Raw genomic sequence first — 23,717 nt, forward strand, 5'->3', positions numbered from 1 at the left:
TTAAATCATGGTTAGTGCTTGCGGTAGACATCTACCGTGCCGTCAGCATTTTTATTGATAATCAGCTCTTCCAGCGACGCGAGCACCATATCAACATCTTCCAGACGCGGCGCGTTCGCCGGAGGGTTCACCGCAATCACATGACTGCCGGCGGCCAGACCGGAGAGAATACCGGCGCCGGCATCTTCCACCACCACACACTCTTCCGGCTCCAGTTCCAGCAGTTGCGCACCCAGCAGATAGGCATCCGGCTCCGGTTTACCACGCAGCACACGCTCAGCGGTAACAAACACTTCCGGCTCCGGCAATCCGGTAGCCGCGCGGCGCGCCGAGGCTACCGGCACTGAACCCGAGGTGACAATCGCCCACGGGATCGCCAGCTCATTCAGCGTCGCCAGCAGCTGCTGTGCACCCGGCAGCGCGACGATACCGTCGGTATCTTCCGCTTCAATTTTTTCCAGTGCCAGAAACTCTTTCTGGATTTCGTCTTCAGACGCACCAGCCATAAAGTGACGCAGTGAGGTAATCGCCTGTTTACCATGGATAAAATTCAGAATCTCTGTGGCATCAATTCCGTGTCTTTTGCCCCAGTTGCTCCATGCGCGTTCGACAGCAGGTAATGAGTCAACCAGGGTGCCGTCTAAATCAAACAGAAAACCTTTACACTTCACTTGCGTTTCCTTCTCAGGCGTTAATGATTTGCGCGATCTCGTTCGCACTCAGATGGTACTGACGAGGACAAGTTTGCCATACCGTCAGCATACGGTGGTATTTTTCCCACATCGGGGTTTGCGCGTTAAAGCCATGGGTGCCGGAATCAAATTGGGTATAACGCCCTTCGATACTGACCATAAAGCGCACATAGCCGAGATAGCGGGCTTCGGTCGCCGCATCAAAGCCGAGGAAAGCGAGACGCCGCTCTTCCAGCCCGCTGTTGTCTTTCAGATTGGTCCAGGAAACATGCATCGCGTGATGCATCTCCATAATACTGATAATGGTGCGACACACCTCTTCGCTCAGTTCACCGAACTCGCGATCCAGCTCACGCATCTGCAAGCCGTAACCGCGCTCGACTATTGTCTGCTGGCGGCGATAGCGCTCACCATTGTCAGGATCGAGCATGGTCATCATTTTGTACTGATTGGAGAGGATCAAACGCTGAGCATTGGTCATTTCCATTTTTAACTCCTGTGTCACCGCGGACAGTAGTAAATATAAAAGAGATGACCAAGGATCGCACAACGGAGAAAAACGCGGTATCGCAAGCCGATGCTTCTTTGATTTGGCACGGGGTTTCCACCTTTAATTAACGGTGGAAACCGCCGGTGCAACTCAAAGATCGTCAAGAAAGGTTTTGTCGAGCTGCTTAAAAGCACGTTTCAGCACTTCAGCCAGCGACTGATAGGTGGGTTTGCCTTCGACCGGCGCAATCGCCTGCCCGGCTTCCTGCAGTTTGCTGCGCACTTCATGGAACCAGTTCAGCAGAGCTGGCGGCAATGGCGTGACGGAACGTTTACCTAACCACCATAAGCCCTGCATCGGCAGGGTGCAGGCGAACAGCGCAGTCGCCACTGCCGGACCGAGCTGGCCGCCCAGCGCGATTTGCCAGGTCAGGGTAAACACCGCCAGCGCGGGCATAAAGCGAATCGCAAAGCGCGTCGCCCGGCTGACTCGGTTTTCCGGAAACATTGGCGCCAGGCGCTTATCGGCAGGCCATGTTTTCATATAGTGCTGCCCAAGCTGGAACACCTTGAACCAACTGACGGACTCGGATTGATTAGCCATGGCAAACCTCAACTTCATCGATAAAGTTTAAAAAAATCACGTAACCAAACAACTTTACATTACACACTTCAAAATATTTTGTCTTTAAGAGTGACTGTCAGGTATTCTGAGCGCGAATTTTCGCACCCTGGATAGTGAGCAATCCATGTCTGCAGATGGCAGAGCCATCATTAGTTAAGCCCGATTTCAAAAAAAATTGTAAAATCACCAAGTTTTTTTAACGGGACAGCCCCTCTTTTCCCGTCAATATGATTTTAATCATTAATCTACCAGCTTTCATGCGCTACGCTGATAGTCTGATCGAGTTTATTTTAGCCACTTTTAATCAATAGGTACTTCCATGTCGAGTAAGTTAGTACTGGTTCTGAACTGCGGTAGTTCATCCCTGAAATTTGCTATTCTCAACCCGGCAGACGGCGAAGAATATCTGTCTGGCCTTGCCGAATGTTTCCACCTGCCTGAAGCACGTATCAAGTGGAAAATGGACGGCGCTAAACAAGAAGCGGCTCTGGGAGCGGGTGCAGCACATAGTGAAGCACTCAACTTCATGGTTAAAACTATTCTGGCACAAAAACCTGAGCTTTCTGCACAAATCGCTGCAATCGGTCATCGCATCGTTCACGGTGGCGAAAAACTGACACAATCGGTAGTGATTACTGACGCCGTGGTTCAGGGCATCAAAGACGCTTCTTCTTTTGCACCGCTGCACAACCCGGCGCATCTGATCGGTATCGACGAAGCGATGAAAAACTTCCCGCACCTCTCCGATAAGAATGTCGCAGTTTTTGATACGGCTTTCCATCAGACTATGCCGGAAGAGTCGTACCTTTACGCCCTGCCATACAAACTATACAAAGAACATGGCGTACGTCGCTACGGCGCACACGGCACCAGCCACTTCTATGTGTCACACGAAGCAGCCAAAATGCTCAACAAACCGATTGAAGAGCTGAACGTGATCACCTGCCACCTTGGCAACGGCGGTTCCGTTTCTGCCATTCGCAACGGCGTCTGTGTTGATACCTCAATGGGTCTGACGCCGCTGGAAGGTCTGGTAATGGGTACCCGCAGTGGCGATATCGATCCGGCGATTATCTTCTTCCTGCACGATACGCTGGGTATGAGCGTTGATGCGATCAACAAGCTGCTGACCAAAGAGTCTGGCTTGCTGGGTCTGACCGAAGTTACCAGCGACTGCCGCTATGTCGAAGATAACTACACCACAAAAGAAGACGCCAGACGTGCGATGGACGTATTCTGCCACCGTCTGGCAAAATATATCGGCTCTTATAGCGCACTGATGGAAGGCCGTCTTGATGCGGTAGTGTTTACCGGTGGTATTGGTGAGAACGCCGCGATGGTGCGTGAGCTGTCACTGGCGAAACTGGCGCTGCTGGGCTTCGACGTCGATCATGAACGTAACCTGGCCGCACGCTTTGGCAAATCCGGCTTTATCAATAAAGAGGGCACCCGCCCGGCGGTGGTGATCCCAACCAACGAAGAGTTGGTCATCGCCCAGGACGCCGCGCGTCTGACTGCTTAATGCTTCTCCTCCGTCAGCCCAGGCTGACGGAGTTGTTTTGAACACCACGCAACACCTGAGAGGTTAACCGTGTCACGTACTATTATGTTGATTCCAACCGGCACCAGCGTCGGCCTGACCAGCGTCAGCCTTGGCGTTATCCGAGCTATGGAACGTAAAGGCGTTCGTCTCAGCGTCTTTAAACCTATCGCGCAGCCGCGCACCGGTGGCAATGCCCCAGACCAGACCACCACCATTATCCGCCGCAACTCCTCTATCCCGGCAGCCGAACCGCTGCAGATGTCACGCGTGGAATCCCTGCTGGGTTCTAACCAGCAAGACGTGCTGATGGAAGAGATCATTGCCCGCTATCATGAAAATACTAAAGATGCGGAAGTGGTGCTGGTTGAAGGTTTAGTGCCAACGCGCAAACATCAGTTCGCCAGCGCGCTGAACTATGAAATCGCCAAAACCCTGAATGCGGAAATTGTGTTTGTCACCGCACTGGGCAACGATTCGCCTGCGCAGCTGAAAGAGCGTATCGAACTGACGCAAAGCAGCTTCGGCGGCAGCAAAAACAAAAGTATCACCGGCGTAATCATCAACAAACTGAATGCTCCGGTCGACGAGCAGGGTCGTACCCGTCCTGACCTGTCAGAAATTTTTGATGACTCCAATAAAGCCAGCGTCGCCAATATCGATCCTAAGCAGCTGTTCGCCAACAGCCCGCTGCCGATCCTCGGCTGCGTGCCATGGAGCTTTGAGCTGATTGCCACCCGCGCCATCGATATGTGCCGCCATCTGAATGCGCGCATTATCAATGAAGGGGATATCAATACCCGCCGCGTGAAATCCGTCACCTTCTGCGCACGTAGTATTCCGCATATGCTGGAACATTTCCGCCCGGGTTCACTGCTGGTGACATCTGCGGATCGTCCTGACGTGCTGGTTGCCGCCTGTCTGGCGGCGATGAACGGTGTGGAGATTGGCGCGATTCTGCTGACCGGCGGTTATGAAATTGACGACCGTATTAATAAACTCTGTGAGCGCGCGTTCCAGACCGGTTTACCGGTATTTATGGTCAATACCAATACCTGGCAGACCTCACTGAGCCTGCAAAGCTTTAATCTGGAAGTGCCAAGCGACGACACCCAGCGTATTGAGCGCGTGCAGGAGTATGTTGCCAGCCATATCGATGCCGACTGGATCGAATCACTGACCGCCGCTTCCGAGCGCAGCCGCCGCCTGTCGCCGCCAGCCTTCCGCTACCAGCTGACCGAGCTGGCGCGTAAAGCCGGTAAACGTATCGTGCTGCCGGAAGGTGAAGAGCCGCGTACGGTGAAAGCCGCCGCGATCTGTGCGGAGCGAGGTATCGCCCACTGCGTGCTGCTGGGTAACCCGGAAGAAATTCAGCGTGTCGCCACCCTGCAGGGTGTTGAGCTGGGTGTCGGCATTGATATCGTCGATCCGGAAGTGGTGCGTGAAAATTACGTTGCCCGCCTGGTCGAGCTGCGTAAGAGCAAAGGGATGACCGAAGTGGTTGCCCGTGAGCAGCTGGAAGATAACGTGGTGCTCGGCACCCTGATGCTGGAGCAGAGCGAAGTTGATGGCCTGGTGTCTGGCGCCATCCACACCACTGCCAACACCATCCGTCCACCACTGCAGCTGATCAAAACCGCACCAAACAGTTCACTGGTCTCTTCTGTGTTCTTTATGCTGCTGCCGGAACAGGTTCTGGTATATGGCGACTGCGCCATCAACCCGGATCCGACGTCTGAACAGCTGGCCGAGATCGCGATCCAGTCGGCTGATTCCGCCGCGGCATTTGGTATCGATCCACGCGTGGCGATGATCTCTTACTCCACCGGTACCTCAGGCGCCGGTAGCGATGTGGAAAAAGTGCGTGAAGCCACGCGTATCGCGCAGGAAAAACGTCCTGACCTGGTCATTGACGGTCCGTTGCAGTATGACGCGGCGATTATGGCGGATGTCGCCAAATCAAAAGCGCCAGACTCACCGGTTGCCGGTCGTGCGACAGTGTTTATCTTCCCGGATCTCAACACCGGTAACACCACCTATAAAGCGGTGCAGCGCTCAGCGGATCTGATCTCAATTGGTCCGATGTTGCAAGGTATGCGCAAACCGGTCAACGATCTGTCACGCGGTGCGCTGGTTGACGATATCGTCTATACCATCGCCCTGACGGCGATTCAGTCTGCCCAGGCTGAAGGCTAAGGTGTAAAAAAACCGCCTGCGGCGCCGCAGGCGGTTTTATCAGTCATTCCTGCCCTGGCTTACTTACGCTTTATGATCGCTCTGCCCTAACTTACACATAGCTTTCGCCACCGGGTCAGGCATATTGTCACAAAGTTTAATACAGATTTCAGCAGCAATTGGCGGTAAAATCATACAGGCAAACGCATTGCCGGTACTTGCCCATCCACTGATGCCAAACAGAGCTAGTGCAATTATTTTTCTGTTCATACTGTTTCTCCTTGGCTGATGTGAAAATTAAATAACAAAACACTCATCATTATTATTAACGACATATAAAGCGCTCACAGAAAAAACCGATGCAAGGCAAGCCTTACATCGGATTTAAATCAGTGCGTAACGGGTTTATTACCCAGTTCACAAATAAAGCGGGACATATCTGACTTATTATACTTACAGTGTTCGTGGCAGTAATCTGCAGAGTAAGGCCAGGTAAGATTACATGCGTAAGCACTGCTGAGGCTGGTTACGCCTGCCATTAACATCAAAGACAGGCCGATAATTTTCTGTGTCATATTTATCATCCCTATAATATTAAATATCGCTAATTCCACACCCCCTACCAAACAACCTTAATCCTGCCTGTTAGCGCTGGCAATATCTGATTATTTTAAAAAGCGTATTGTTGATAAACGATTGAGCGAAAGGAAAGGCGTAATTTGATTAACACTATTCAGGATAATGATATTGCCCAACTTTATCCCTCCGCCGGAGGGATAAAGTATGCATTATTAGTTTTGCTCTTTATTACGGCTGAGCCATAATGCGAGCGCTTTCAGTGAATCCGGGGTAAATTCATCACAGCGGCTGGTAATCTCTTCCGGCGTCATCCAGAAAATCTCTTCCACTTCCTCTTCCTGCATTGCAAACGGGCCATGGGAAACACAACTAAATAACCCGCCCCAGACGCGACAATGGCTGTCTTCGAAATAGAACAGACCATGCTCGGCAAAAGGCACATCGGCAATGCCAAGCTCCTCTTCCGCTTCACGGCGTGCAGACTCCAGCAGCACTTCGCCACTCTGTACCACACCGCCAGCGGTGGCATCCAGCATTCCCGGCATAAAATCTTTGCTTTCGGTACGGCGCTGCACCAGTATTTTACCCATACCATCGTGAACCACGATGTAGGTCGCACGATGACGCAAACATTGTGCACGCATCTGAGCCCGACTTGACTGGGCAATAACCTCGTTATCTTCGTTAACGATATCGACCCACTCTGTTCCGGCAGCCTGACTTTGCTCCACCATCAGTAACCCTTTTCTGTTCTGCGCATTGTTGCGCGTATCGTTGTCGCAACCGCCTAAAATAATGGCTAATCTTTCCTGACGCAATATGCGATGTACTGAGTTAACGTGTTTTGCCCGATTCCGCTAACCACAACTGCACCGAAGCACGTTGCCACTGAAAAAAGGCGTAGTCGGTCAGCTTTTCAGGTAAAGCGTCGCCATGCAGCGCCAGGCGGTTGATCATAATCGCTAAATCGGTGTCGGCGATAGACCATTCGCCAAACAGATTCTGTTGTCCGTCCACCAGCAGACGCCCGGCGACAGCAATCAATTTTTGTGCCGCCTGGCTGCCCGCAGCGGAAAGCGGTGCAAACTTTTCGCCGGCAAACAGCACTTCGGTCGGGCGTTCAGCACGCAGCGCCAGCAAATCGCTGCGTAACCACGCCTGAATCTCACGCGCCCGCGCCCGCTTCTCAGCATCACGCGGATAGAGACGATCATACTCCGGCGCCGGAAAACGCTCCTCCAGAAACTCTTCAATCGCCGAGGACTCACTGAGCAGGAAGTTGTCCAGCTGCAGGGTCGGCACACGAGCGGTCAGCGAGATCTCACGGTAACCACTGCCCAGATGTTCGCCAGCCGCCAGATCGACAGCTTGCAGGGAAAAGGGGATCCCCTTCTCAGTTAAGGCCACATACACCGACATAACATAGGGACTAAAGAAACTGGCATCTGACCACAGGGTAATATTCGGATGATCCATTTCGCTTCCTTTACACTGACTGATGACTGCCGCATTGGTAACACCTGTTTACCGAGTTTTAGCCCGGAAGGCAATCAGCATCTGGGTGAGTTTTCATCGGTTGCAACCAGCACAAACGCGCCTTTTAACCTGGGGTTAATTCCTCTATATTGCTGAAGAAAGAACCGTTAACGCCTGATTTTATTCGGAGTGAATATGATTGACCTCTATTATGCCGGCACACCTAATGGCCACAAAATCACGCTTTTTCTTGAAGAGGCAGGCCTGCCTTACCAGCTTCATCGGGTGAACATCGGCAAAGGCGAGCAGTTTACGCCCGAGTTTCTGGCTATCGCCCCGAACAATAAGATACCGGCGATTGTCGATCATCAGCCAGTGGATGGCGGCGCACCGGTTAACCTGTTTGAATCCGGCGCGATTTTGCTCTATCTCGCCGAAAAGAGCGGCAAGTTCCTCAGCGCAGAACTGCGCGAGCGCACCGCCACCCTGCAGTGGTTATTCTGGCAGATGGGCGGCTTTGGCCCGATGCTCGGTCAGAATCACCATTTCAACCATTTCGCGCCACAACCGGTACCTTACGCGATTGAACGCTTCCAGGTTGAGACACAGCGCCTGTATGGCGTACTGAACAGCCAGCTGGAGAAAAAGCCGTGGATCGCCGGTGAACATTACAGCATCGCGGATATGGCCATCTGGCCATGGGTCAACTCCCATGAGCGTCAGCGCATCAATCTGGCGGATTATACGGCGGTTCGCAACTGGTTCGAGCGTATTCGCATCCGTCCGGCTACGCAGCGCGCACTGGCACTCGCCCATGTTTGAGAATCATCTCTGACGAATATCACACTCTTCTGGCGGTTCTCTTCTATGCTGAAAACATGCTGTCAAACAACGCATAAGGATATTCAGCATGCATATTTTACTTACTGGCGGTACCGGATTAATCGGCAGTCATCTGATACCGCGTCTGTTGCAGTCTGGCCATCAGGTCAGCGTGGTAACCCGCGATGTGGCCGCTGCGCGGGCGAAGCTCGATCCGGCGGTGACGCTGTGGTCGGGTCTGGCGCAGCAGCAGGATCTTAATGGCATCGATGCGGTTATTAATCTGGCAGGCGAGCCGATCGCCGATAAGCGCTGGAGTGAACCACAGAAGCGGTTGATGTGTGAGAGCCGCTGGCAGATCACCGAGCGGCTGGCGGCGCTGATTAAGGCCAGCAGTCAGCCGCCGTCAGTGCTGATCTCCGGTTCCGCCACCGGGTTTTATGGCGATACCGGCGAACTGGTGCTGACGGAGGACGATCCGGGGCATGATGAGTTTACCCATCAGCTCTGCGCGCGCTGGGAAGAGCTGGCATTAAGCGCAGAGAGTGAACGCACCCGCGTCTGCCTGCTGCGCACCGGCGTGGTGCTGGCAAAGCATGGCGGCGCGCTGGCGAAAATGAAGCTGCCGTTTAAGCTCGGCATTGGCGGCCCGCTCGGCAGCGGCAAGCAGTATATGCCGTGGATCCATCTCGACGATATGCTCAACGCCATTCTCTGGTTACTGGATAATCCGCAACTGCGCGGCCCGTTCAATATGGTTTCGCCGTATGCGGTGCGCAACGAACAATTTGCCGCCACCCTCGGCCATGTGATGCACCGCCCGGCCTTTATGCGCACGCCGGCCAGCGCAATTAAACTGATGATGGGTGAATCTGCGGTGCTGGTATTGGGTGGTCAGCATGTGCTGCCGAAGCGGCTGGAGGAGTCGGGATTTGGTTTTCGCTGGTTTGAGCTGGATCGGGCATTAGCCGATGTGATTTAGGGCAGGCATATACTGCTCCCTCCCCCTCACCCCCTCCCATTTGATGAGAGGGGGATCAGAATAGTGTCACAGGATTATTTTAGTGCGCCAGATAAGAACTGCTGCAGACGGGGACTCTGCGGATTATTAAACACCTCATCCGGCGGGCCTTCCTCTTCGATTTTGCCCTGATGCAGGAAAATCACATGGCTGGAAACATGGCGTGCAAACTCCATTTCGTGGGTCACCACCACCATGGTTTTGCCCTCTTCCGCCAGTTTCTGCATGATGCGCAGCACTTCACCCACCAGCTCCGGATCCAGTGCTGAGGTCGGCTCATCAAACAGCAGCACTTCAGGCTCCATCGCCAGCGCACGCGCAATCGAGACACGCTGCTGCTGTCCACCTGAAAGGTGCGCCGGATATTTGCCACGCGCGCGCTCGTCAATGCCGACCTTATCGAGATAGCGAATAGCACGATCCAGCGCTTCCTGCTTGCTCAGTCCCAGCACCTGGATCGGCGCTTCCATCACATTCTCCAGCACCGTCATATGGCTCCAGAGATTGAAGTGCTGAAACACCATCGTCAGACGGGTACGCAGCATCCGCAGCTGCTCTTTATTGGAGACTTTCAGCTGACCATCGGTGTCGCGCACCAACGTGATCATCTGATTGTTCACCGCAATGGTGCCTTCACTCGGCTTTTCGAGGAAGTTAATGCAGCGTAAAAAGGTACTTTTCCCGGATCCTGATGAACCAATAATACTGATGACGTCACCGGCCTGCGCCTGCAACGAAACGCCCTTCAGCACCTCATGTTCCCCATAACGTTTATGGAGTTCAGTTACCTGTAATTTATTTTCGGCCATAGTGATACTTACTCAATGGGTCGATGAGGGTTTAACATGCGCCAGCCAGCGCTTTTCCGCCAGGCGGAACAGGCTGATTAACACATAAGAGATAATCAGATACAGCACGGCGGCAATACCAAAGGCGGTAAACGGCTGATAGGTCGCCGAGTTGATATCGCGCGCGACTTTCAGCAAGTCCGGCACGGTGGCGGTAAACGCCAGTGCGGTGGAGTGCAGCATCAGAATCACTTCGTTACTGTAAGCCGGCAGCGCGGTACGCAGCGCGGAAGGCAAAATAATGCAACGATAGAGCTTAAAGGTTGAGAAACCGTAAGCGCGCGCCGCTTCGATTTCACCGTGCGGCACCGAGCGGATCGCCCCGGCAAAAATCTCCGTGGTATAGGCGCAGGTGTTTAACGTCAGCGCCAGCAGCGTACAGTTCAGGCCGCTACGGAAAAAAGCGTTGAGCAGCTCGGTGCCCTTCACCACTTCCAGCGTATACATACCGGAATAGAACACCAGCAACTGCACATACAGCGGGGTGCCGCGGAACACATAGGTAAACAGCCATACCGGAAATTGCACCGCGCGCCTGGACGACACACGGGCAATCGCCAGCAATACCGCCAGACAGCCGCCCAGCACCACCGAGATAATCAGCAACCACAGGGTAATGGCGACGCCGGTAAAACGGTAACCGTCGGTCCATAGCAGAGCTTTCCAGTACTCATTGATAATCTCGATCATAACTCAGCCCTTCTTACACCCACCGTGTAGCGACGTTCAAGCCACCACAGCACGCCGTTAGACAGCGTGGTAAACACCAGATAAATCACCCCGGCGACAATCGCAAAATAAAACGGCTGCCAGGTGCTTTTCCCCGCCAGCTGCGTGGCTTTAACCACATCTTCAAGGCCGAGTAACGACACCAGCGCCGTTGCTTTCAGGATCACCTGCCAGTTATTACCAATGCCCGGCAGCGCAAAACGCATCATGCCCGGAAACAGAATGCGCCGGAACACTTGTGAGCCGGTGAAGCCAAACGCGGTCGCCGCTTCGATCTGCCCTCTCGGCACCGCCAGGTAAGCGCCACGGAAGGTCTCGGTAAAATAAGCACCATAGATAAAGCCAAGGGTAATAATACCGGCCACCATCGGGTCGATATCAAACTGCGACAGACCTAACGCATCGGTGAGTTGGTTGAGGGCGATCTGCAAACCGTAAAAGATCAGCAGCATCAGTACCAGATCGGGGACACCGCGGATCAGCGTGGTGTAGCCTTCAAAAATCAGTGCAACCAGGCGGTTTTTCGACAGTTTGGCGCCTGCGCCAATCAGTCCCAGCACCACGGCAATCAGCAACGAACTGAGTGCCAGCTCCAGCGTTACCGCTGCGCCTTTTAATATTACTTCGGAATAGCCATACAGCATGGAGTTGATCCTGTCGTATTAAGTCGAAGATACAGGGGGCATACCGATTCAGGCGACGGTGAGACAAGGCGGAAACTCACGAAAAAGCGCAGTTTGCTACAGCAAATGAGCATTTTGAGTGAGTTTTCAACGCAGTATCACCGAGTCTGGACGGCATGCCCTGACGACAGGTGTTACTTAGCCACCATATACATCAAAATCAAAATACTTCTTCGCCAGTTTGTCGTAAGTACCATCGGCGCGCATCTCAGCAAAGGCTTTGTCGATTGCTGCTTTCAGTTCGGTGTCATCTTTACGCATGCCCATACCGGTGCCGACGCCAAAGATCGCGTTATCTTTCACCGCCGGGCCGGCAAACGCATAGTCTTTACCCACCGGTTGTTTCAGGAAGCCTTCGCTGGCAGCGACTTCATCCTGGAATGCAGCGTCAATACGACCGGCGGTCAGATCCTGATACACCAGATCCTGGTTAGCGTAAGGGGTGACAGTAATCCCTTTTGGACGCCAGTTCTGATTGGCGTAGGTTTCCTGGGTGGTGCCCTGCAACAGGCCGACATTTTTGCCCTTCAGCGACTCGATGGTCGGCTGAATTGGCGAACCTTTCGGCGCAATCAGGCGTGAATTAGCGGCATACAACTTCTCAGAGAAGGCGATCTCCTGCAGACGCTTTTCGGTAATCGACAGTGAAGAGATAATCGCATCAATCTTTTTCGCTTTCAGCGACGGGATCAGCGCGTCAAAGTCACTTTCGACATAAGTACATTTGGTTGCAATGCGTTTGCAAATCTCGTTGGCCAGATCGATGTCAAAACCAACCAGCTGACCCTGCGCGTTTTTGGATTCAAACGGCGCGTAGGTCGGATCGGTTCCGATACGCAGATTTTTTGGCACGGCAGCGAAAACACTGCTTGCGCTGGAGAAGGCCAGCAACAGAGAAAGAGCCAGGACCTGCTTTTTCATAGATTACCCTCAAGTAAAGTGCTTTTTGTTATGGTTTACGTGATGTGTTTGCGCTCTTTGTTTTGCAGATTTCATGCCAGTTCTGTGGCTTGCCGCGGGACAAAGAGGTTCGACTCAGCGTAACGCCAGAAAATGGCTCAAACGCTTAGTATGTGGAGGAAAATATAACAGGGTTGTAATCATGAAAAGGGTATTATGTTGCATTTTGGTGCATGCGATGCACGAAAAGTGATCCAGTCCAAAATAGTGCACTGAAATGATGCAGGTGTTGCACCACTATGCACCCTGCCATCGCGTAAACAGATCCTGCGGCAGGGAAATATCGAACTGATCGAGCACCCGGTTCAGCGTCTGGTCAATAATCTGCTGCACGTTGTCCGGCCGGTGATAAAACGCCGGCACCGGCGGCATAATAATCGCACCCAGCTCTGCCGCGCTGGTCATCAGGCGTAAATGGCCAAGATGCAGTGGCGTTTCACGTACGCACAACACCAGGCGACGGCGCTCTTTTAGCACCACATCCGCCGCACGCGTCAGTAAGCCGTCGGTATAGCTGTGGACGATGCCAGAGAGGGTTTTTATCGAACAGGGCAGGATCATCATGCCATCGGTTTTAAACGAGCCTGAGGAAATCGTAGCGGCAATATCACGCACATCGTGCACCACATCAGCCAGCGCCTGCACATCACGCACCGAATAGTCGCTTTCCAGCGCCAGCGTCTGCCGCGCCGCCTGACTCATCACCAGATGGGTTTCCACCTCCGTAACCTGCTGCAGGATCTGCAACATGCGCACGCCATAAATCACTCCGCTGGCGCCGGAAATGCCAATAATGAGTCGTTTCATAGTATTGCCTTGTATTCCAGGAAAGCCATTTTCGGTTCAGTTTAGCTGGCGAGCAAGGTGCAGGCCAAAAAAAAGGGCGGCGCGAGCGCCGCCCCTGTAACTGTACAAAATTAACCTTCGTTATGCATCTCAAGGTTTTCCACTTCATTCTGACGCGCCATCGCTTTGGCATCGTCATTACGCAGCGACTGGAGATATTCAAGGTACTGCTGATCAACGTCTTTGGTGACGTAGATACCGTTAAACACTGAACACTCAAACTGCACGATATCCGGGTTCTCTTCGCTCACCGCGTCAATCAGGTCGCTAAGATCCTGGAAAATCAGCGCATCAGCGCCAATGATCTGGCGAATCTCTTCCACTTCGCGACCATGAGCAATCAGCTCGGTGGCGCTTGGCATATCGATACCATACACATTCGGGAAGCGAATTTCCGGCGCCGCAGAGGCCAGATAGACTTTCTTCGCGCCAGCTTCACGCGCCATCTCAATAATCTGCTCAGAAGTGGTGCCACGGACGATGGAGTCATCCACCAGCAGCACGTTCTTATCGCGGAACTCCGCACGGTTAGCGTTCAGCTTACGGCGAACCGCGCTGCGACGCTGGAGCTGGCCCGGCATGATAAAGGTACGGCCGACGTAGCGATTCTTCACAAAGCCCTGACGATAAGGCTTATTCAGAATACCGGCGATCTCCAGCGCGATATCCGTAGAGGTTTCCGGGATCGGAATCACCACATCGATATCCAGATCTTCCCATTCGCGCGCAATCTTGGCGCCCAGCTTGGTGCCCATACGAACACGGGCGCTGTAGACGGAGATTTTGTCGATAAAGGAGTCCGGACGCGCAAAATAGACATACTCGAACAGGCACGGATTGCTTTTCGGGTTTTCCGCGCACTGACGGGTTGAGAGCTGGCCTTTTTCGGTGATATACACCGCTTCGCCTGGCGCAACATCGCGCAGGAACTCAAAGCCCAGCGTATCCAGCGCCACGCTTTCTGACGCCACCATATACTCAACGCGTCCATCGTTCATCGCACGCTTACCGATTACCAGCGGGCGGATGCCGTTTGGATCGCGGAAAGCCACCATGCCGTGACCGATAATCATTAATACCACAGCGTAAGCACCGCGCACCTTCTGATGCACTGCCGCCACCGCTGCAAAAATGTTTTCAGCTTCCAGCGGGTAGTGCTGGAAGCGATCCAGTTCCTGCGCAAAGATATTCAGCAGAATTTCTGAATCAGATGTGGTGTTGACGTGACGACGACCGCTTTCAAACAGCTGCTTACGCAGTTCATGTGCGTTAGTCAGGTTGCCGTTATGTGCAAGGGTAATGCCGTAAGGGGAGTTAACGTAGAAGGGTTGCGCTTCAGAAGCACTGGAGCTTCCGGCGGTCGGGTAACGGACGTGGCCGATACCCATATTTCCCTGCAGACGCTGCATATGACGCGCTTCAAATACATCGCTGACCAGACCGTTGGCTTTACGCAGACGGAAGCAGTTCAGTGCATCGATGGTAACGATGCCTGCCGCATCCTGGCCACGGTGCTGAAGCACCGTTAACGCGTCATAAATCGACTGGTTTACCGGCGCGAAACCGGTGATACCGACAATACCGCACATGTTGTCATATCCTCATAAGCCGCACTCCCGGTGCGATTACCGGGGTAAAAAACTCGACGTGCTTTGCAGGTAGTCAAAGAACCACCTGATGATGTAACTGAACTGGGGAACCAGCTGGGACTGTTGCCAGTCCGGGCTTTTTGAGAACCCGGTGAACGTATCGAGGAAGAACAGCATAGCAGATACAATCAGTACGCCACGCAGTGCCCCGAAACAGACGCCCAACACCCTGTCGGTACCTGACAGGCCGGTCTTTTCGACCAGGGAGCCAATCACATAGTTCACTATCGCACCCACAACCAGCGTAGCGATAAAGAGTATGCCAATGGCAATTCCATTGCGAACCAGTTCGTCTTCAAAACCTGTGAACCAGACGGCAAGAAAGGAGTAGTAATGACTGGCGACAAAGAATGCGCATCCCCAGGTGACGAGAGATAATGCTTCCCGAACAAACCCGCGGATCAGGCTAACCAGAGCCGAAAAACCGACAACCGCAATAATGACGTAATCTATCCAGACCATGAACTCTTCCAGTGACAATGCCCCTGCATCCAGTTCGGGGCGAATTCTAACAGAAAAAGAAAACGTTTGCGTAGCGTTTTCCTTTGCCAGGCCAAATAAAAAGGGGCGATGAAAAAAACCTCAATCGCCTCCTCTGGTTAGCTATTTCGCAGTGCAAATTATCTGCACGGGCGGCGAGTACGCCGCCCCTACAACCGGGATATCCGGAACACCGTAGGGGAGCCGTTATCGGCTCCCGCCCAAATGACGGGCACGATGCAAATCATCTGCGCGGGCGGCGAGAACGCCCCCACTAGTTAGCGCGCGCTATAGGGTTTTACTACCCCGCCAAGTCCGGAAATACTCTGCAATTCACCGACGGCCGCCTGCATCTTCGTTTTCGAGGCATCCGGGCCGACGTAAATGCGGGTAATCTGGCCCTGCACCGGCGTTGATGGCACGGTATAAGCACGATACCCCGACAAACGCAGCTGCGCGACAATCTCATTCACTTTGCTGGCGTTTTTCAGCGCGCCCAGCTGCACCACATACGCCTGACCGCCCGGCGCCTGCTCCTGCGGCTTCGTTTCCGGTTTTGCTTCCGGTTTCGGTTGCTCAACCGGTTTCGGCTGCGGCTGTGGTTTAGGCTGCTCGACCGGCTTCGGCTTCGGCGGCGTTACCGGTTTTGGCTGTGGCTGCGGTTTCGGCTGGGCCTGCGGTTGCGAAGGCTGCATCGGCGGCGGCGAAACCACCGTCGGCTGGCTGTGACTTTGCGGCATGGTCGCACCGTTGTCCGCCGGTTGCGAAACCTCGTCACTGTCGCCACCTACTGCATCGCCCGCGCCTTCTGGCGGCTGGGCCGGTAATGACTGACTGACCGGCGGCACCATATCGGTATCCTGCTGATCATCCGGTTTTGGCACCAGCGGGATCGCCGCGAACTCCTCTTTGTAGTGCTTTTTCTTGCCGTCCAGCAGACCGGGTAACACAATTACGCCCACGGCGACCAGAATTACGGTTCCGACTAAACGGTTCTGAAACTTACTTGCCACTTCCGTTCTCCGTTTCCATCGCTTCCATTACCTGTGCCACGGTGTGGAACGACCCGCACACCAGCACAATATCGTGTTTCTGCGCCTGCTGAAGCGCCGCCTGCCAGGCCTCGGTTACGCTGGCAAAGCCCTGCGCCTCTGGCAGATGCACCATCAGCTGCGCGGCAGTTGCACCGCGTGGCCCTTCGAGTGGCGCGCAGTACCAGTTATCCACCTGCGGCAGTAAACACGCAAGGGTTCCGGCAATATCTTTATCATGCAGCATGCCGACCACCGCATGGACTTTGCCCTGCTGCGGCAATTCCGCCAGACGACCGGCAAGATAGCTGGCAGCATGGGGGTTATGGGCCACATCAAGGATAACGCGCGGCTCAGTGGCGACGGTCTGAAAACGCCCCGGCAAAATCGCTTTATCCAGCCAGGTGCGGATCAGGGTTTCATCCACCGTGAGCGTCGACGCGCGCAGCGCGGCTAAAGCAGTGGCGGCATTCGGCAACGGCACCTGCGGCAACGGCAGATTGGCCAGGCTGCCATGACTATCACTAAAGGTCCAGCTGTCGCTTTCCCGCGTATAGTGCCAGTCACGATCGCGCTGCAACAAGTGAGCGCCGAGATCGGCGGCAACTTGCGCAATCGACTGCGGCATTTCCGGCTCACCGACCACTGCCGGTTTACCACCACGAAACACACCCGCTTTTTCACGGCCAATGCTTTCACGATCCGGCCCCAGCCAGTCGGTATGGTCGAGGGCAATGCTGGTGATCACCGCCACATCGGCATCGACAATATTGGTAGCGTCCAGACGCCCGCCCAGCCCGACTTCGAGAATCACCACATCCAGCGCCGCCTGCTTAAACAGCATCAATGCCGACAGGGTGCCATACTCAAAATAGGTTAAGGAGGTCGCGCCACGCCCGGCTTCGATAGCGGCAAAACTGGCGGTATGCGCCGACTCAGCCAGCTCAGCACCCTGAATACGCACGCGCTCGGTATAACGCACCAGGTGCGGCGAGCTGTAAACGCCAACGCGATAGCCCGCAGCCATCAGCAGAGTTTCGAGGGTACGGCAGGTGGTGCCTTTGCCGTTAGTACCGGCCACGGTAAACACCACTGGCGCGGGTTTTAACAGGTCGAGTTGTTGCGCGACGCGCTGAACACGATCCAGCCCGAGTTCGATAGCCTGAGCATGTAAATGCTCAAGATAATAAAGCCACGTGGCCAAAGGCGACGTGGCTTGAGGAAGGTGAAGATTATCCATGTGTCCCGTTCACAACGTTACGGTTCATTGGTGAAAGGTACAGCATCGCCGTATCGACAAACACTGCACCTCTCCATCATCTGTCAGGCCTCGTGGTTCTCGGAGGAGGCCTCAGCGGCAACCTCTTCCACATCTGGCTGCGGCTGTGGCAGATTCATCAATTTCGCGAGGATGCTGGCCAGCTTCAGACGCAGTTCCGGACGACGCACGATCATATCAATCGCGCCTTTCTCGATCAGGAACTCACTGCGCTGGAAGCCCGGCGGCAGTTTTTCACGCACGGTCTGCTCAATAACACGCGGGCCGGCAAAGCCGATCAGCGCTTTTGGCTCCGCGATATTCAGATCGCCCAGCATCGCAAAGCTGGCGGAAACGCCACCCATGGTCGGGTCAGTCAGTACCGAAATATACGGCAGACCGCGTTCCTGCAGTTTTGCCAGCGCTGCGCTGGTTTTCGCCATCTGCATCAGCGACTGCAACGCTTCCTGCATACGCGCGCCGCCACTGGCCGAAAAACAGATCATCGGGCAGTTATCTTCCAGCGCCTGTTCCACTGCACGCACAAAGCGCGCACCGACCACGGAACCCATAGAGCCGCCCATAAAGGAGAACTCAAAGGCCGCTGCGACAACCGGGTTACCATGCAGCGTCCCCTTCATCACGATCAGTGCATCTTTCTCGCCGGTATCTTTCTGTGCAGCAGTCAGACGATCTTTATATTTTTTTGAATCCCGGAACTTGAGCAGATCTTTTGGCTCCAGCTCGCTACCCAGCTCTACCAGCGAACCTTCGTCCAGTAAACTGTGCAGACGATCGCGTCCATGCATACGCATATGGTGATCGCATTTCGGGCAGACTTCCAGATTGCGTTCCAGCTCGGCGCGGTAGAGAACCTGACCACAGCTGTCACACTTTGTCCAAACCCCTTCAGGAATACTTGCCTTGCGTGAAGGGGTGATGGTGCTCTTGTTGAGAATTCGTTCAATCCAGCTCATTGATGACCTTTCTGTTTGAACCTGGTGAAACCAGTTTTCTTGTTGCTGCTGAAAGCGACTTCAGCAGGCCGTAAATGTGGCTCATTAAACCATAACCTGCCGGCGCTGTGGATAGAAATCTGGTCCGTCCGGCTCAGTGAGGGTTTTTTAAGCGTTATTGTTTCTGCTGACGTGCGGCGCGACGATGGCGGATCACTTCAATCACACCCGGCAGAATCGACACCACGATAATCGCCACAATCAGTAATTTCAGGTTCTCCTGCACGATCGGTAAGTCACCGAACAGATAGCCTGCATAGGAGAACAGCAATACCCACAACAGTGCGCCGCTAACGTTAAACAGCGCAAAGTGACGATAGGACATATGGCCCATACCGGCAACAAATGGCGCAAAAGTCCGCACAATCGGCACGAAACGCGCGAGGATAATGGTTTTTCCGCCATGACGCGCATAGAACGCATGGGTTTTATCCAGATAACTGCGACGGAAGATTTTTGAGTTCGGATTACTGAACAGCCGTTCACCAAACAGCCTGCCGATGGTGTAATTCACCGCATCGCCGAGGATCGCCGCAATCACCAGCAGCGCGACCATCAGATGGACATTCAGATCGTTGCCTGGCAACGCAGCCAGTGCGCCCGCGACAAACAGCAGCGAGTCGCCAGGCAGGAACGGCGTCACCACTAATCCGGTTTCACAGAACAGAATCAAAAACAGAATGGCGTATATCCAGATACCGTATTGCGCCACCAGCTCCGCCAGATGAACATCAATGTGCAGGATAAAATCGACAACAAAACGAATTAAATCCATAACTCTCCCTAAACCCTTCAGCTCAGTTTAATCGACGAGGAACAGCGGTCCCATCGGCGGTCGTGGTAAGGCAAAATAATCAGGATAATCGACGGCAACCAGATACAACCCTTCCGCTTTCGCGGTTGCCGCGGCCAGAGTGCGATCCTTCGCCGCCAGCAGTTCAGCCATCCAGCCTTCATGCTGATTGCCGCAACCAATTTCCATCAGACTGCCTGTAATATTGCGCACCATATGGTGAACAAAGGCGTTGGCCTTAATATCCACCACGATATAACTGCCATAACGTGTCACATTCAGATGCATCACGTTGCGCCATGGCGTGCGCGACTGGCACTGCACGGCGCGAAATGAGGTAAAGTCATTTTCGCCAATCAGACACTGCCCGGCGCGCTGCATTTTCTCTGCATCCAGCGGATGATAAAAATGCGTCACCCCCGCGCCTAAAATCGCCGGACGCAGCCGCTGGTTGTAGATGATATAACGATAGCGGCGCGCAGTGGCGCTGAAACGCGCGTGAAACTCATCGGGCACCTGTTTCACCCAGCGCACGGCGATATCATCCGGCAGATTGGCATTTACGCCCAGCGTCCAGGCGGCATCTTTACGTGCGGCGGTGGTTTCAAAATGCACCACCTGGCCGGTGCCATGTACTCCGGCATCAGTACGTCCGGCGCAGAACACACTGACCGGATGATCCGCCACCTTCGACAGCGCCTGCTCAAGGCGCGCCTGCACGCTGCGCACCTCCTGCTGCCGCTGCCAGCCGTAATAGCGGCTGCCATCATATTCCACGCCGAGCGCCAGTTTAGTGGTGTGCGGCAAAGCCCCTTCAGACATCAGTACAGATACTCCTGCACCAGCTTCTCGGCAGTTTTAACCGCCATCAGCGCGCCGCCGAAGCGAATATTGTCGGCCACCGACCAGAACTGCAACATTTCCGGCACACCATAGTCATTGCGCAGGCAACCGAGATTCAGCTGATCGTTACCAGAGGCGTCGCCAACCTGAGTCGGATAATTATCGTCTTCAGACAGCACGATATCGTCAGCACGCGCCAGTTCATCACGTGCCTCTTCCGCTGACAGCGGACGCAGGCCTTCCATATGCACGATCTGCGCATTACCGTAAAACACCGGGGACTGCACACAGCTGACGGCAACCGGCAAACCTTCGTCCTGCATCACTTTGCGCACCTGATCGACCAGGCGTCGCTCCTGCATCACGCTGCCTTCACTGTCTGCCAGCAATGGCAGCATATTGAACGCCAGCTGGCGACCAAAATAGTGATCTTCCGCCGGCAGACCGTTAAGCAGACGTGCGCTTTCACCGGCCAGCGAATCCACTCCTGCTTTGCCATGCGACGAGGCTGACAACAGATTGGTCACCTGCAGACGACTGAGACCGGCCTGCCCGACCAGTGGTTTAATCGCGCACAGCAGCTGGCTGGTCAGGCTGTCGGCCACGCTGATAATATTGCGGTTACGATAATCGGCTAACACCTGCGGATTAACATCCGCCACCACTAACGGTACATCCGGATCGAGCGCAAACAGATCGCTGCTGTCGATCACCAGGCATCCGGCACTGGCGGCCTCTTCGGCGTAACGTGCGGAAGCTTCGCGGCCGGCAACGAAAAACGCCAGCTGCGCCTGCGACCAGTCAAAATCCGCGGCGTCATTGACCAGCAGCGTTCGGCCTTCAAAACGCTTGTTTTCACCTGCGCTGCGCTCGCTGGCCAGCAAATATAATTCACCAACCGGGAACTGGCGTTCAGCCAGTAATTCCAGTAAAGCGTTCCCTACTGCGCCTGTTGCGCCCAAAAGCGCAATATTCCAGCCGTCAGACATGTTGGTTTACTCCAGACAATGACACAAAAACAGAAGGCGGTGATGACACCGCCCGTTGATTCAGATTTTTCCGCAGCACGGGCGGCGAGAACGCCGCCCCTACGTGAAAAGGGTCCAGGGGCGGCGTTCTCGCCGCTCGCTTGATCAACGCAATGGCTGATGCACCGCATTAAAACCGAGCTTCGTCAGCATTTCAGCGGCTTCAGCGTTATCGCACTGCACATACAGCGACGACCATTCGCGACGCTCCTGATAATTCTTGCGTAACCGGTCAAATTCCCCGGCAATCGCGGCGACATGACGCAGTGGCGCGTCATCGCGGCGCACATCATACACCAGATGCACCAAACGTTTCAGCGTTGCCTGATTTAACGCGCCATGCAGCGTAATGCGACCAAACTCCGGCGCCGGTAACAGCGTTTCCAGCGCGACCTGCTGCGCCTGGCCAATAAACTGTGTCCAGGCCTCAAACACCTGGGTGGTGCCACGCGCTTTCCCTTCCAGGGTGTAGCCGGCGATATGGGCGGTGCCGATATCGACTTTCGCCAGCAGCGGCAGCGACAATTCCGGTTCCGGCTCCCAGACATCCAGCACCACACTCAGATCGTCGCGCTGATCCAGTACCGCCAGCAGCGCACTGTTATCCACCACTTCACCGCGGCAGGCGTTAATCAGAATGGTATTGGGTTTTAACGCCTGCAACAGCGCGGCATCAGCCAGATGCAGGGTCTTATACACGCCATCTTTAAACAGCGGGGTATGGAAAGTGAGGATATCGGCTTCAGCCACCAGTTGATCCAGCGTGTGGAATTCTCCGGCGTCGCCGCGATCGGCGCGAGGTGGATCGCATAACAGGGTGCGTACGCCCCAGGCCTCCAGCCGCGCCTGCAAGCGACTGCCGACATTACCGACGCCGACAATCCCCACGGTACGATCGGTCAGCTGAAAACCGTCGCGTTCGGCCAGCAGTAACAGTGCAGAGAAGACATACTCCACTACTGCAATGGCGTTGCAGCCTGGTGCCGCCGAAAAGGCAATGCCCTGTGCAGCGAGAAAATCTTCATCGATATGGTCGGTTCCGGCCGTAGCGGTGCCAACAAATTTTACCGCTTTGCCATTGAGCAGCGCGGCGTTCACTTTAGTGACCGAACGCACCATCAGACCATCGGCATCGTTCAGCTCGGCTTCAGGGATCGGACGTCCGGGTACCGCCACCACATCGCCGGTGCGGCTGAACAGCTCGCGGGCGTAGGGCATATTTTCATCTACGAGGATTTTCACGCATCATTTCCTGCATTCACAGAGTGAGGGGCAATATTCTGCCATATTGTCGCCGTCCGATACAGAGTTACGCCTGGCCCAGCCGCTGGCGATAACGCTCCGGCGTCATCCCGCTCTGCTGCTGAAACATCACGATCAGCGCTGAAGAGGAGCTGTAGCCGAGATCCAGCGCCACATTCTGCACCGACATCCCCTGCTGCAATTTAGCGATGGCATGCAGAAAGCGCAGGCGCTGACGCCATTCGCTAAACGACATACCGAGCAGCGCCTGACAACGGCGTGACAGCGTGCGTTCGGTGGTATAAACCCGCTGCGCCCACTGCGCCAGCGTGGTGTTATCGGCCGGATTCCGCTCCAGCGCCTGCAACACCGGCGCCAGATACTTATCCTGCGAACGGGGTAAATAGCTCTCCTGCACTTCTGCGTTGCGCAGCTGATCGAGCAGCACCTCGCATAAGCGGATATCGGCGCTGGCCTGTGGCACCAGCAGCTGACGCTGCGCGCAGTCATCGATAATCGCCTTAATAATCGGCCCCGATTTCAGCAGGCAGGCTTTGTCCGGCATTCCCTGGCAGAATTCAGCGGCGATATTAAAGGTGCGGAAGTTCGCCTGCTTATTGTTATAGCTGGCATGCTGCTTACCTGGCGGGATCCAGATAGGGAATTCCGCTGGTGTCAGCAGTCGTTGCTCTTCCACTATCATCTCCAGCACATTGCTTTTGACAAAAATCACCTGTCCCCAGCAATGGGCATGCGGCAGATACTCGGTTCTGGCATTGGCGAGTTCATAGCGAAAGAAAAAAGGCGCATCCCTGGCATGCAGCGGCTCCTGATAGGTCACCTGTTGAGTCATTCTGTCCGCTCCGCGATTAATATTGTCTGATTTTAACTA

General features: G+C 54.5%; 25 protein-coding genes. 4 read left to right on the forward strand and 21 right to left on the reverse strand.

Translation table 11 applies throughout. From position 1 onward, the window contains the following. Positions 1-11: 11 nt before the first annotated feature. The 3 genes from N5923_RS06200 to yfbV form a co-directional block, all read right to left on the reverse strand. The gene (locus tag N5923_RS06200; protein ID WP_267142154.1) at positions 12-671 is read right to left on the reverse strand and encodes a sugar phosphatase; all 660 of its coding nucleotides are present in this window, start codon (positions 669-671) and stop codon (positions 12-14) included. A gap of 13 nt (positions 672-684) precedes the next feature. Next, positions 685-1,179, reverse strand: coding sequence for a YfbU family protein (locus N5923_RS06205; RefSeq protein WP_267142155.1), 495 nt, complete (start codon positions 1,177-1,179; stop codon positions 685-687). 153 nt (positions 1,180-1,332) lie between these two features. Beyond that, positions 1,333-1,785: a terminus macrodomain insulation protein YfbV gene (gene yfbV / locus N5923_RS06210; RefSeq protein ID WP_267142156.1), complete on the reverse strand. Its 453-nt coding sequence runs from the start codon at positions 1,783-1,785 to the stop codon at positions 1,333-1,335. 340 nt (positions 1,786-2,125) lie between these two features. Between yfbV and ackA the strand changes: the two genes are divergently transcribed. Beyond that, on the forward strand, positions 2,126-3,328 hold the full coding sequence (gene ackA / locus N5923_RS06215; protein WP_267142157.1) for an acetate kinase: 1,203 nt from the start codon (positions 2,126-2,128) through the stop codon (positions 3,326-3,328). 84 nt (positions 3,329-3,412) lie between these two features. Then, positions 3,413-5,542: a phosphate acetyltransferase gene (pta, locus tag N5923_RS06220; RefSeq protein WP_456119817.1), complete on the forward strand. Its 2,130-nt coding sequence runs from the start codon at positions 3,413-3,415 to the stop codon at positions 5,540-5,542. A gap of 63 nt (positions 5,543-5,605) precedes the next feature. Here the strand turns inward: pta and N5923_RS06225 are convergent, their stop codons facing one another. From N5923_RS06225 to yfcF, 3 genes are all read right to left on the reverse strand, one after another. Then, positions 5,606-5,791: a hypothetical protein gene (locus N5923_RS06225; RefSeq protein ID WP_267142159.1), complete on the reverse strand. Its 186-nt coding sequence runs from the start codon at positions 5,789-5,791 to the stop codon at positions 5,606-5,608. A gap of 521 nt (positions 5,792-6,312) precedes the next feature. After that, positions 6,313-6,834: an NUDIX hydrolase YfcD gene (gene yfcD / locus N5923_RS06230; protein WP_267142160.1), complete on the reverse strand. Its 522-nt coding sequence runs from the start codon at positions 6,832-6,834 to the stop codon at positions 6,313-6,315. Positions 6,835-6,934: 100 nt separating this feature from the next. Beyond that, positions 6,935-7,576 carry a glutathione transferase gene (yfcF, locus tag N5923_RS06235; protein ID WP_267142161.1) on the reverse strand — a complete coding sequence of 214 codons (642 nt, stop codon included), beginning with the start codon at positions 7,574-7,576 and terminating at the stop codon, positions 6,935-6,937. Positions 7,577-7,771: 195 nt separating this feature from the next. Between yfcF and yfcG the strand changes: the two genes are divergently transcribed. Both yfcG and N5923_RS06245 read left to right on the forward strand, forming a co-directional pair. After that, positions 7,772-8,398 (forward strand): GSH-dependent disulfide bond oxidoreductase, encoded by a 627-nt coding sequence (gene yfcG / locus N5923_RS06240; protein ID WP_267142162.1) that lies wholly within the window; start codon positions 7,772-7,774, stop codon positions 8,396-8,398. A gap of 88 nt (positions 8,399-8,486) precedes the next feature. Then, on the forward strand, positions 8,487-9,380 hold the full coding sequence (locus N5923_RS06245; protein WP_267142163.1) for a TIGR01777 family oxidoreductase: 894 nt from the start codon (positions 8,487-8,489) through the stop codon (positions 9,378-9,380). A gap of 74 nt (positions 9,381-9,454) precedes the next feature. Here N5923_RS06245 and hisP read toward each other — a convergent pair whose 3' ends face one another. The 15 genes from hisP to N5923_RS06320 form a co-directional block, all read right to left on the reverse strand. Then, positions 9,455-10,228: a histidine ABC transporter ATP-binding protein HisP gene (gene hisP / locus N5923_RS06250; protein ID WP_267142164.1), complete on the reverse strand. Its 774-nt coding sequence runs from the start codon at positions 10,226-10,228 to the stop codon at positions 9,455-9,457. A 12-nt stretch (positions 10,229-10,240) separates the two neighbouring features. Continuing rightward, positions 10,241-10,957 (reverse strand): ABC transporter permease, encoded by a 717-nt coding sequence (locus N5923_RS06255; protein ID WP_267142165.1) that lies wholly within the window; start codon positions 10,955-10,957, stop codon positions 10,241-10,243. Continuing rightward, entirely contained in the window at positions 10,954-11,640 is a 687-nt protein-coding gene (locus tag N5923_RS06260) for a histidine ABC transporter permease HisQ (RefSeq protein ID WP_267142166.1), read from the reverse strand. The genes N5923_RS06255 and N5923_RS06260 overlap by 4 nt, the downstream gene beginning before the upstream one ends. 177 nt (positions 11,641-11,817) lie before the next feature. Beyond that, positions 11,818-12,600 (reverse strand): histidine ABC transporter substrate-binding protein HisJ, encoded by a 783-nt coding sequence (hisJ, locus tag N5923_RS06265; protein ID WP_267142167.1) that lies wholly within the window; start codon positions 12,598-12,600, stop codon positions 11,818-11,820. 276 nt (positions 12,601-12,876) lie between these two features. After that, positions 12,877-13,446, reverse strand: a complete 570-nt coding sequence (locus N5923_RS06270; RefSeq protein ID WP_267142168.1) for a UbiX family flavin prenyltransferase — start codon at positions 13,444-13,446, stop codon at positions 12,877-12,879. Between the two features lie 110 nt (positions 13,447-13,556). Continuing rightward, entirely contained in the window at positions 13,557-15,074 is a 1,518-nt protein-coding gene (gene purF, locus N5923_RS06275; RefSeq protein WP_267142169.1) for an amidophosphoribosyltransferase, read from the reverse strand. 36 nt (positions 15,075-15,110) lie between these two features. Then, positions 15,111-15,596: a colicin V production protein gene (cvpA, locus tag N5923_RS06280; RefSeq protein WP_017803401.1), complete on the reverse strand. Its 486-nt coding sequence runs from the start codon at positions 15,594-15,596 to the stop codon at positions 15,111-15,113. Positions 15,597-15,892: 296 nt separating this feature from the next. Beyond that, positions 15,893-16,627: a cell division protein DedD gene (gene dedD, locus N5923_RS06285; RefSeq protein WP_267142170.1), complete on the reverse strand. Its 735-nt coding sequence runs from the start codon at positions 16,625-16,627 to the stop codon at positions 15,893-15,895. After that, positions 16,617-17,885, reverse strand: a complete 1,269-nt coding sequence (gene folC, locus N5923_RS06290) for a bifunctional tetrahydrofolate synthase/dihydrofolate synthase (RefSeq protein WP_267142171.1) — start codon at positions 17,883-17,885, stop codon at positions 16,617-16,619. The genes dedD and folC overlap by 11 nt, the downstream gene beginning before the upstream one ends. 83 nt (positions 17,886-17,968) lie before the next feature. After that, positions 17,969-18,880 carry an acetyl-CoA carboxylase, carboxyltransferase subunit beta gene (gene accD / locus N5923_RS06295; RefSeq protein ID WP_267142172.1) on the reverse strand — a complete coding sequence of 304 codons (912 nt, stop codon included), beginning with the start codon at positions 18,878-18,880 and terminating at the stop codon, positions 17,969-17,971. 154 nt (positions 18,881-19,034) lie between these two features. Further along, positions 19,035-19,694, reverse strand: coding sequence for a DedA family protein (locus tag N5923_RS06300; protein ID WP_267142173.1), 660 nt, complete (start codon positions 19,692-19,694; stop codon positions 19,035-19,037). 27 nt (positions 19,695-19,721) lie between these two features. Beyond that, the gene (gene truA / locus N5923_RS06305) at positions 19,722-20,534 is read right to left on the reverse strand and encodes a tRNA pseudouridine(38-40) synthase TruA (protein WP_267142174.1); all 813 of its coding nucleotides are present in this window, start codon (positions 20,532-20,534) and stop codon (positions 19,722-19,724) included. After that, complete coding sequence (locus N5923_RS06310; RefSeq protein WP_267142175.1) at positions 20,534-21,544, reverse strand: aspartate-semialdehyde dehydrogenase; 1,011 nt, start codon at positions 21,542-21,544, stop codon at positions 20,534-20,536. The genes truA and N5923_RS06310 overlap by 1 nt, the downstream gene beginning before the upstream one ends. A gap of 144 nt (positions 21,545-21,688) precedes the next feature. Next, a complete protein-coding gene (pdxB, locus tag N5923_RS06315) occupies positions 21,689-22,825 on the reverse strand; it encodes a 4-phosphoerythronate dehydrogenase PdxB (protein ID WP_407704399.1) in 1,137 nt (378 codons plus the stop codon). A gap of 67 nt (positions 22,826-22,892) precedes the next feature. Next, positions 22,893-23,678: an AraC family transcriptional regulator gene (locus N5923_RS06320; protein WP_267142176.1), complete on the reverse strand. Its 786-nt coding sequence runs from the start codon at positions 23,676-23,678 to the stop codon at positions 22,893-22,895. Positions 23,679-23,717 lie beyond the last annotated feature (39 nt).

The organism is Winslowiella arboricola (genome assembly GCF_025527015.1).
Classification (GTDB): Bacteria; Pseudomonadota; Gammaproteobacteria; order Enterobacterales; family Enterobacteriaceae; genus Erwinia; species Erwinia arboricola.

What these genes read in the sequence shown, in the direction of transcription:
- N5923_RS06255 (WP_267142165.1), bottom strand. Translation starts at nt 10,957, where the DNA reads ATGATCGAGATTATCAATGAGTACTGGAAAGCTCTGCTATGGACCGAC.
- N5923_RS06270 (WP_267142168.1), bottom strand. Translation starts at nt 13,446, where the DNA reads ATGAAACGACTCATTATTGGCATTTCCGGCGCCAGCGGAGTGATTTAT.
- pta (WP_456119817.1), top strand. Translation starts at nt 3,413, where the DNA reads ATGTTGATTCCAACCGGCACCAGCGTCGGCCTGACCAGCGTCAGCCTT.
- folC (WP_267142171.1), bottom strand. Translation starts at nt 17,885, where the DNA reads ATGGATAATCTTCACCTTCCTCAAGCCACGTCGCCTTTGGCCACGTGG.
- accD (WP_267142172.1), bottom strand. Translation starts at nt 18,880, where the DNA reads ATGAGCTGGATTGAACGAATTCTCAACAAGAGCACCATCACCCCTTCA.
- N5923_RS06300 (WP_267142173.1), bottom strand. Translation starts at nt 19,694, where the DNA reads ATGGATTTAATTCGTTTTGTTGTCGATTTTATCCTGCACATTGATGTT.
- yfcF (WP_267142161.1), bottom strand. Translation starts at nt 7,576, where the DNA reads ATGGATCATCCGAATATTACCCTGTGGTCAGATGCCAGTTTCTTTAGT.
- N5923_RS06245 (WP_267142163.1), top strand. Translation starts at nt 8,487, where the DNA reads ATGCATATTTTACTTACTGGCGGTACCGGATTAATCGGCAGTCATCTG.
- hisJ (WP_267142167.1), bottom strand. Translation starts at nt 12,600, where the DNA reads ATGAAAAAGCAGGTCCTGGCTCTTTCTCTGTTGCTGGCCTTCTCCAGC.
- yfcD (WP_267142160.1), bottom strand. Translation starts at nt 6,834, where the DNA reads ATGGTGGAGCAAAGTCAGGCTGCCGGAACAGAGTGGGTCGATATCGTT.
- N5923_RS06260 (WP_267142166.1), bottom strand. Translation starts at nt 11,640, where the DNA reads ATGCTGTATGGCTATTCCGAAGTAATATTAAAAGGCGCAGCGGTAACG.
- N5923_RS06225 (WP_267142159.1), bottom strand. Translation starts at nt 5,791, where the DNA reads ATGAACAGAAAAATAATTGCACTAGCTCTGTTTGGCATCAGTGGATGG.
- N5923_RS06310 (WP_267142175.1), bottom strand. Translation starts at nt 21,544, where the DNA reads ATGTCTGACGGCTGGAATATTGCGCTTTTGGGCGCAACAGGCGCAGTA.
- yfcG (WP_267142162.1), top strand. Translation starts at nt 7,772, where the DNA reads ATGATTGACCTCTATTATGCCGGCACACCTAATGGCCACAAAATCACG.
- hisP (WP_267142164.1), bottom strand. Translation starts at nt 10,228, where the DNA reads ATGGCCGAAAATAAATTACAGGTAACTGAACTCCATAAACGTTATGGG.
- cvpA (WP_017803401.1), bottom strand. Translation starts at nt 15,596, where the DNA reads ATGGTCTGGATAGATTACGTCATTATTGCGGTTGTCGGTTTTTCGGCT.
- truA (WP_267142174.1), bottom strand. Translation starts at nt 20,534, where the DNA reads ATGTCTGAAGGGGCTTTGCCGCACACCACTAAACTGGCGCTCGGCGTG.
- N5923_RS06205 (WP_267142155.1), bottom strand. Translation starts at nt 1,179, where the DNA reads ATGGAAATGACCAATGCTCAGCGTTTGATCCTCTCCAATCAGTACAAA.
- yfbV (WP_267142156.1), bottom strand. Translation starts at nt 1,785, where the DNA reads ATGGCTAATCAATCCGAGTCCGTCAGTTGGTTCAAGGTGTTCCAGCTT.
- purF (WP_267142169.1), bottom strand. Translation starts at nt 15,074, where the DNA reads ATGTGCGGTATTGTCGGTATCACCGGTTTCGCGCCGGTAAACCAGTCG.
- N5923_RS06320 (WP_267142176.1), bottom strand. Translation starts at nt 23,678, where the DNA reads ATGACTCAACAGGTGACCTATCAGGAGCCGCTGCATGCCAGGGATGCG.
- ackA (WP_267142157.1), top strand. Translation starts at nt 2,126, where the DNA reads ATGTCGAGTAAGTTAGTACTGGTTCTGAACTGCGGTAGTTCATCCCTG.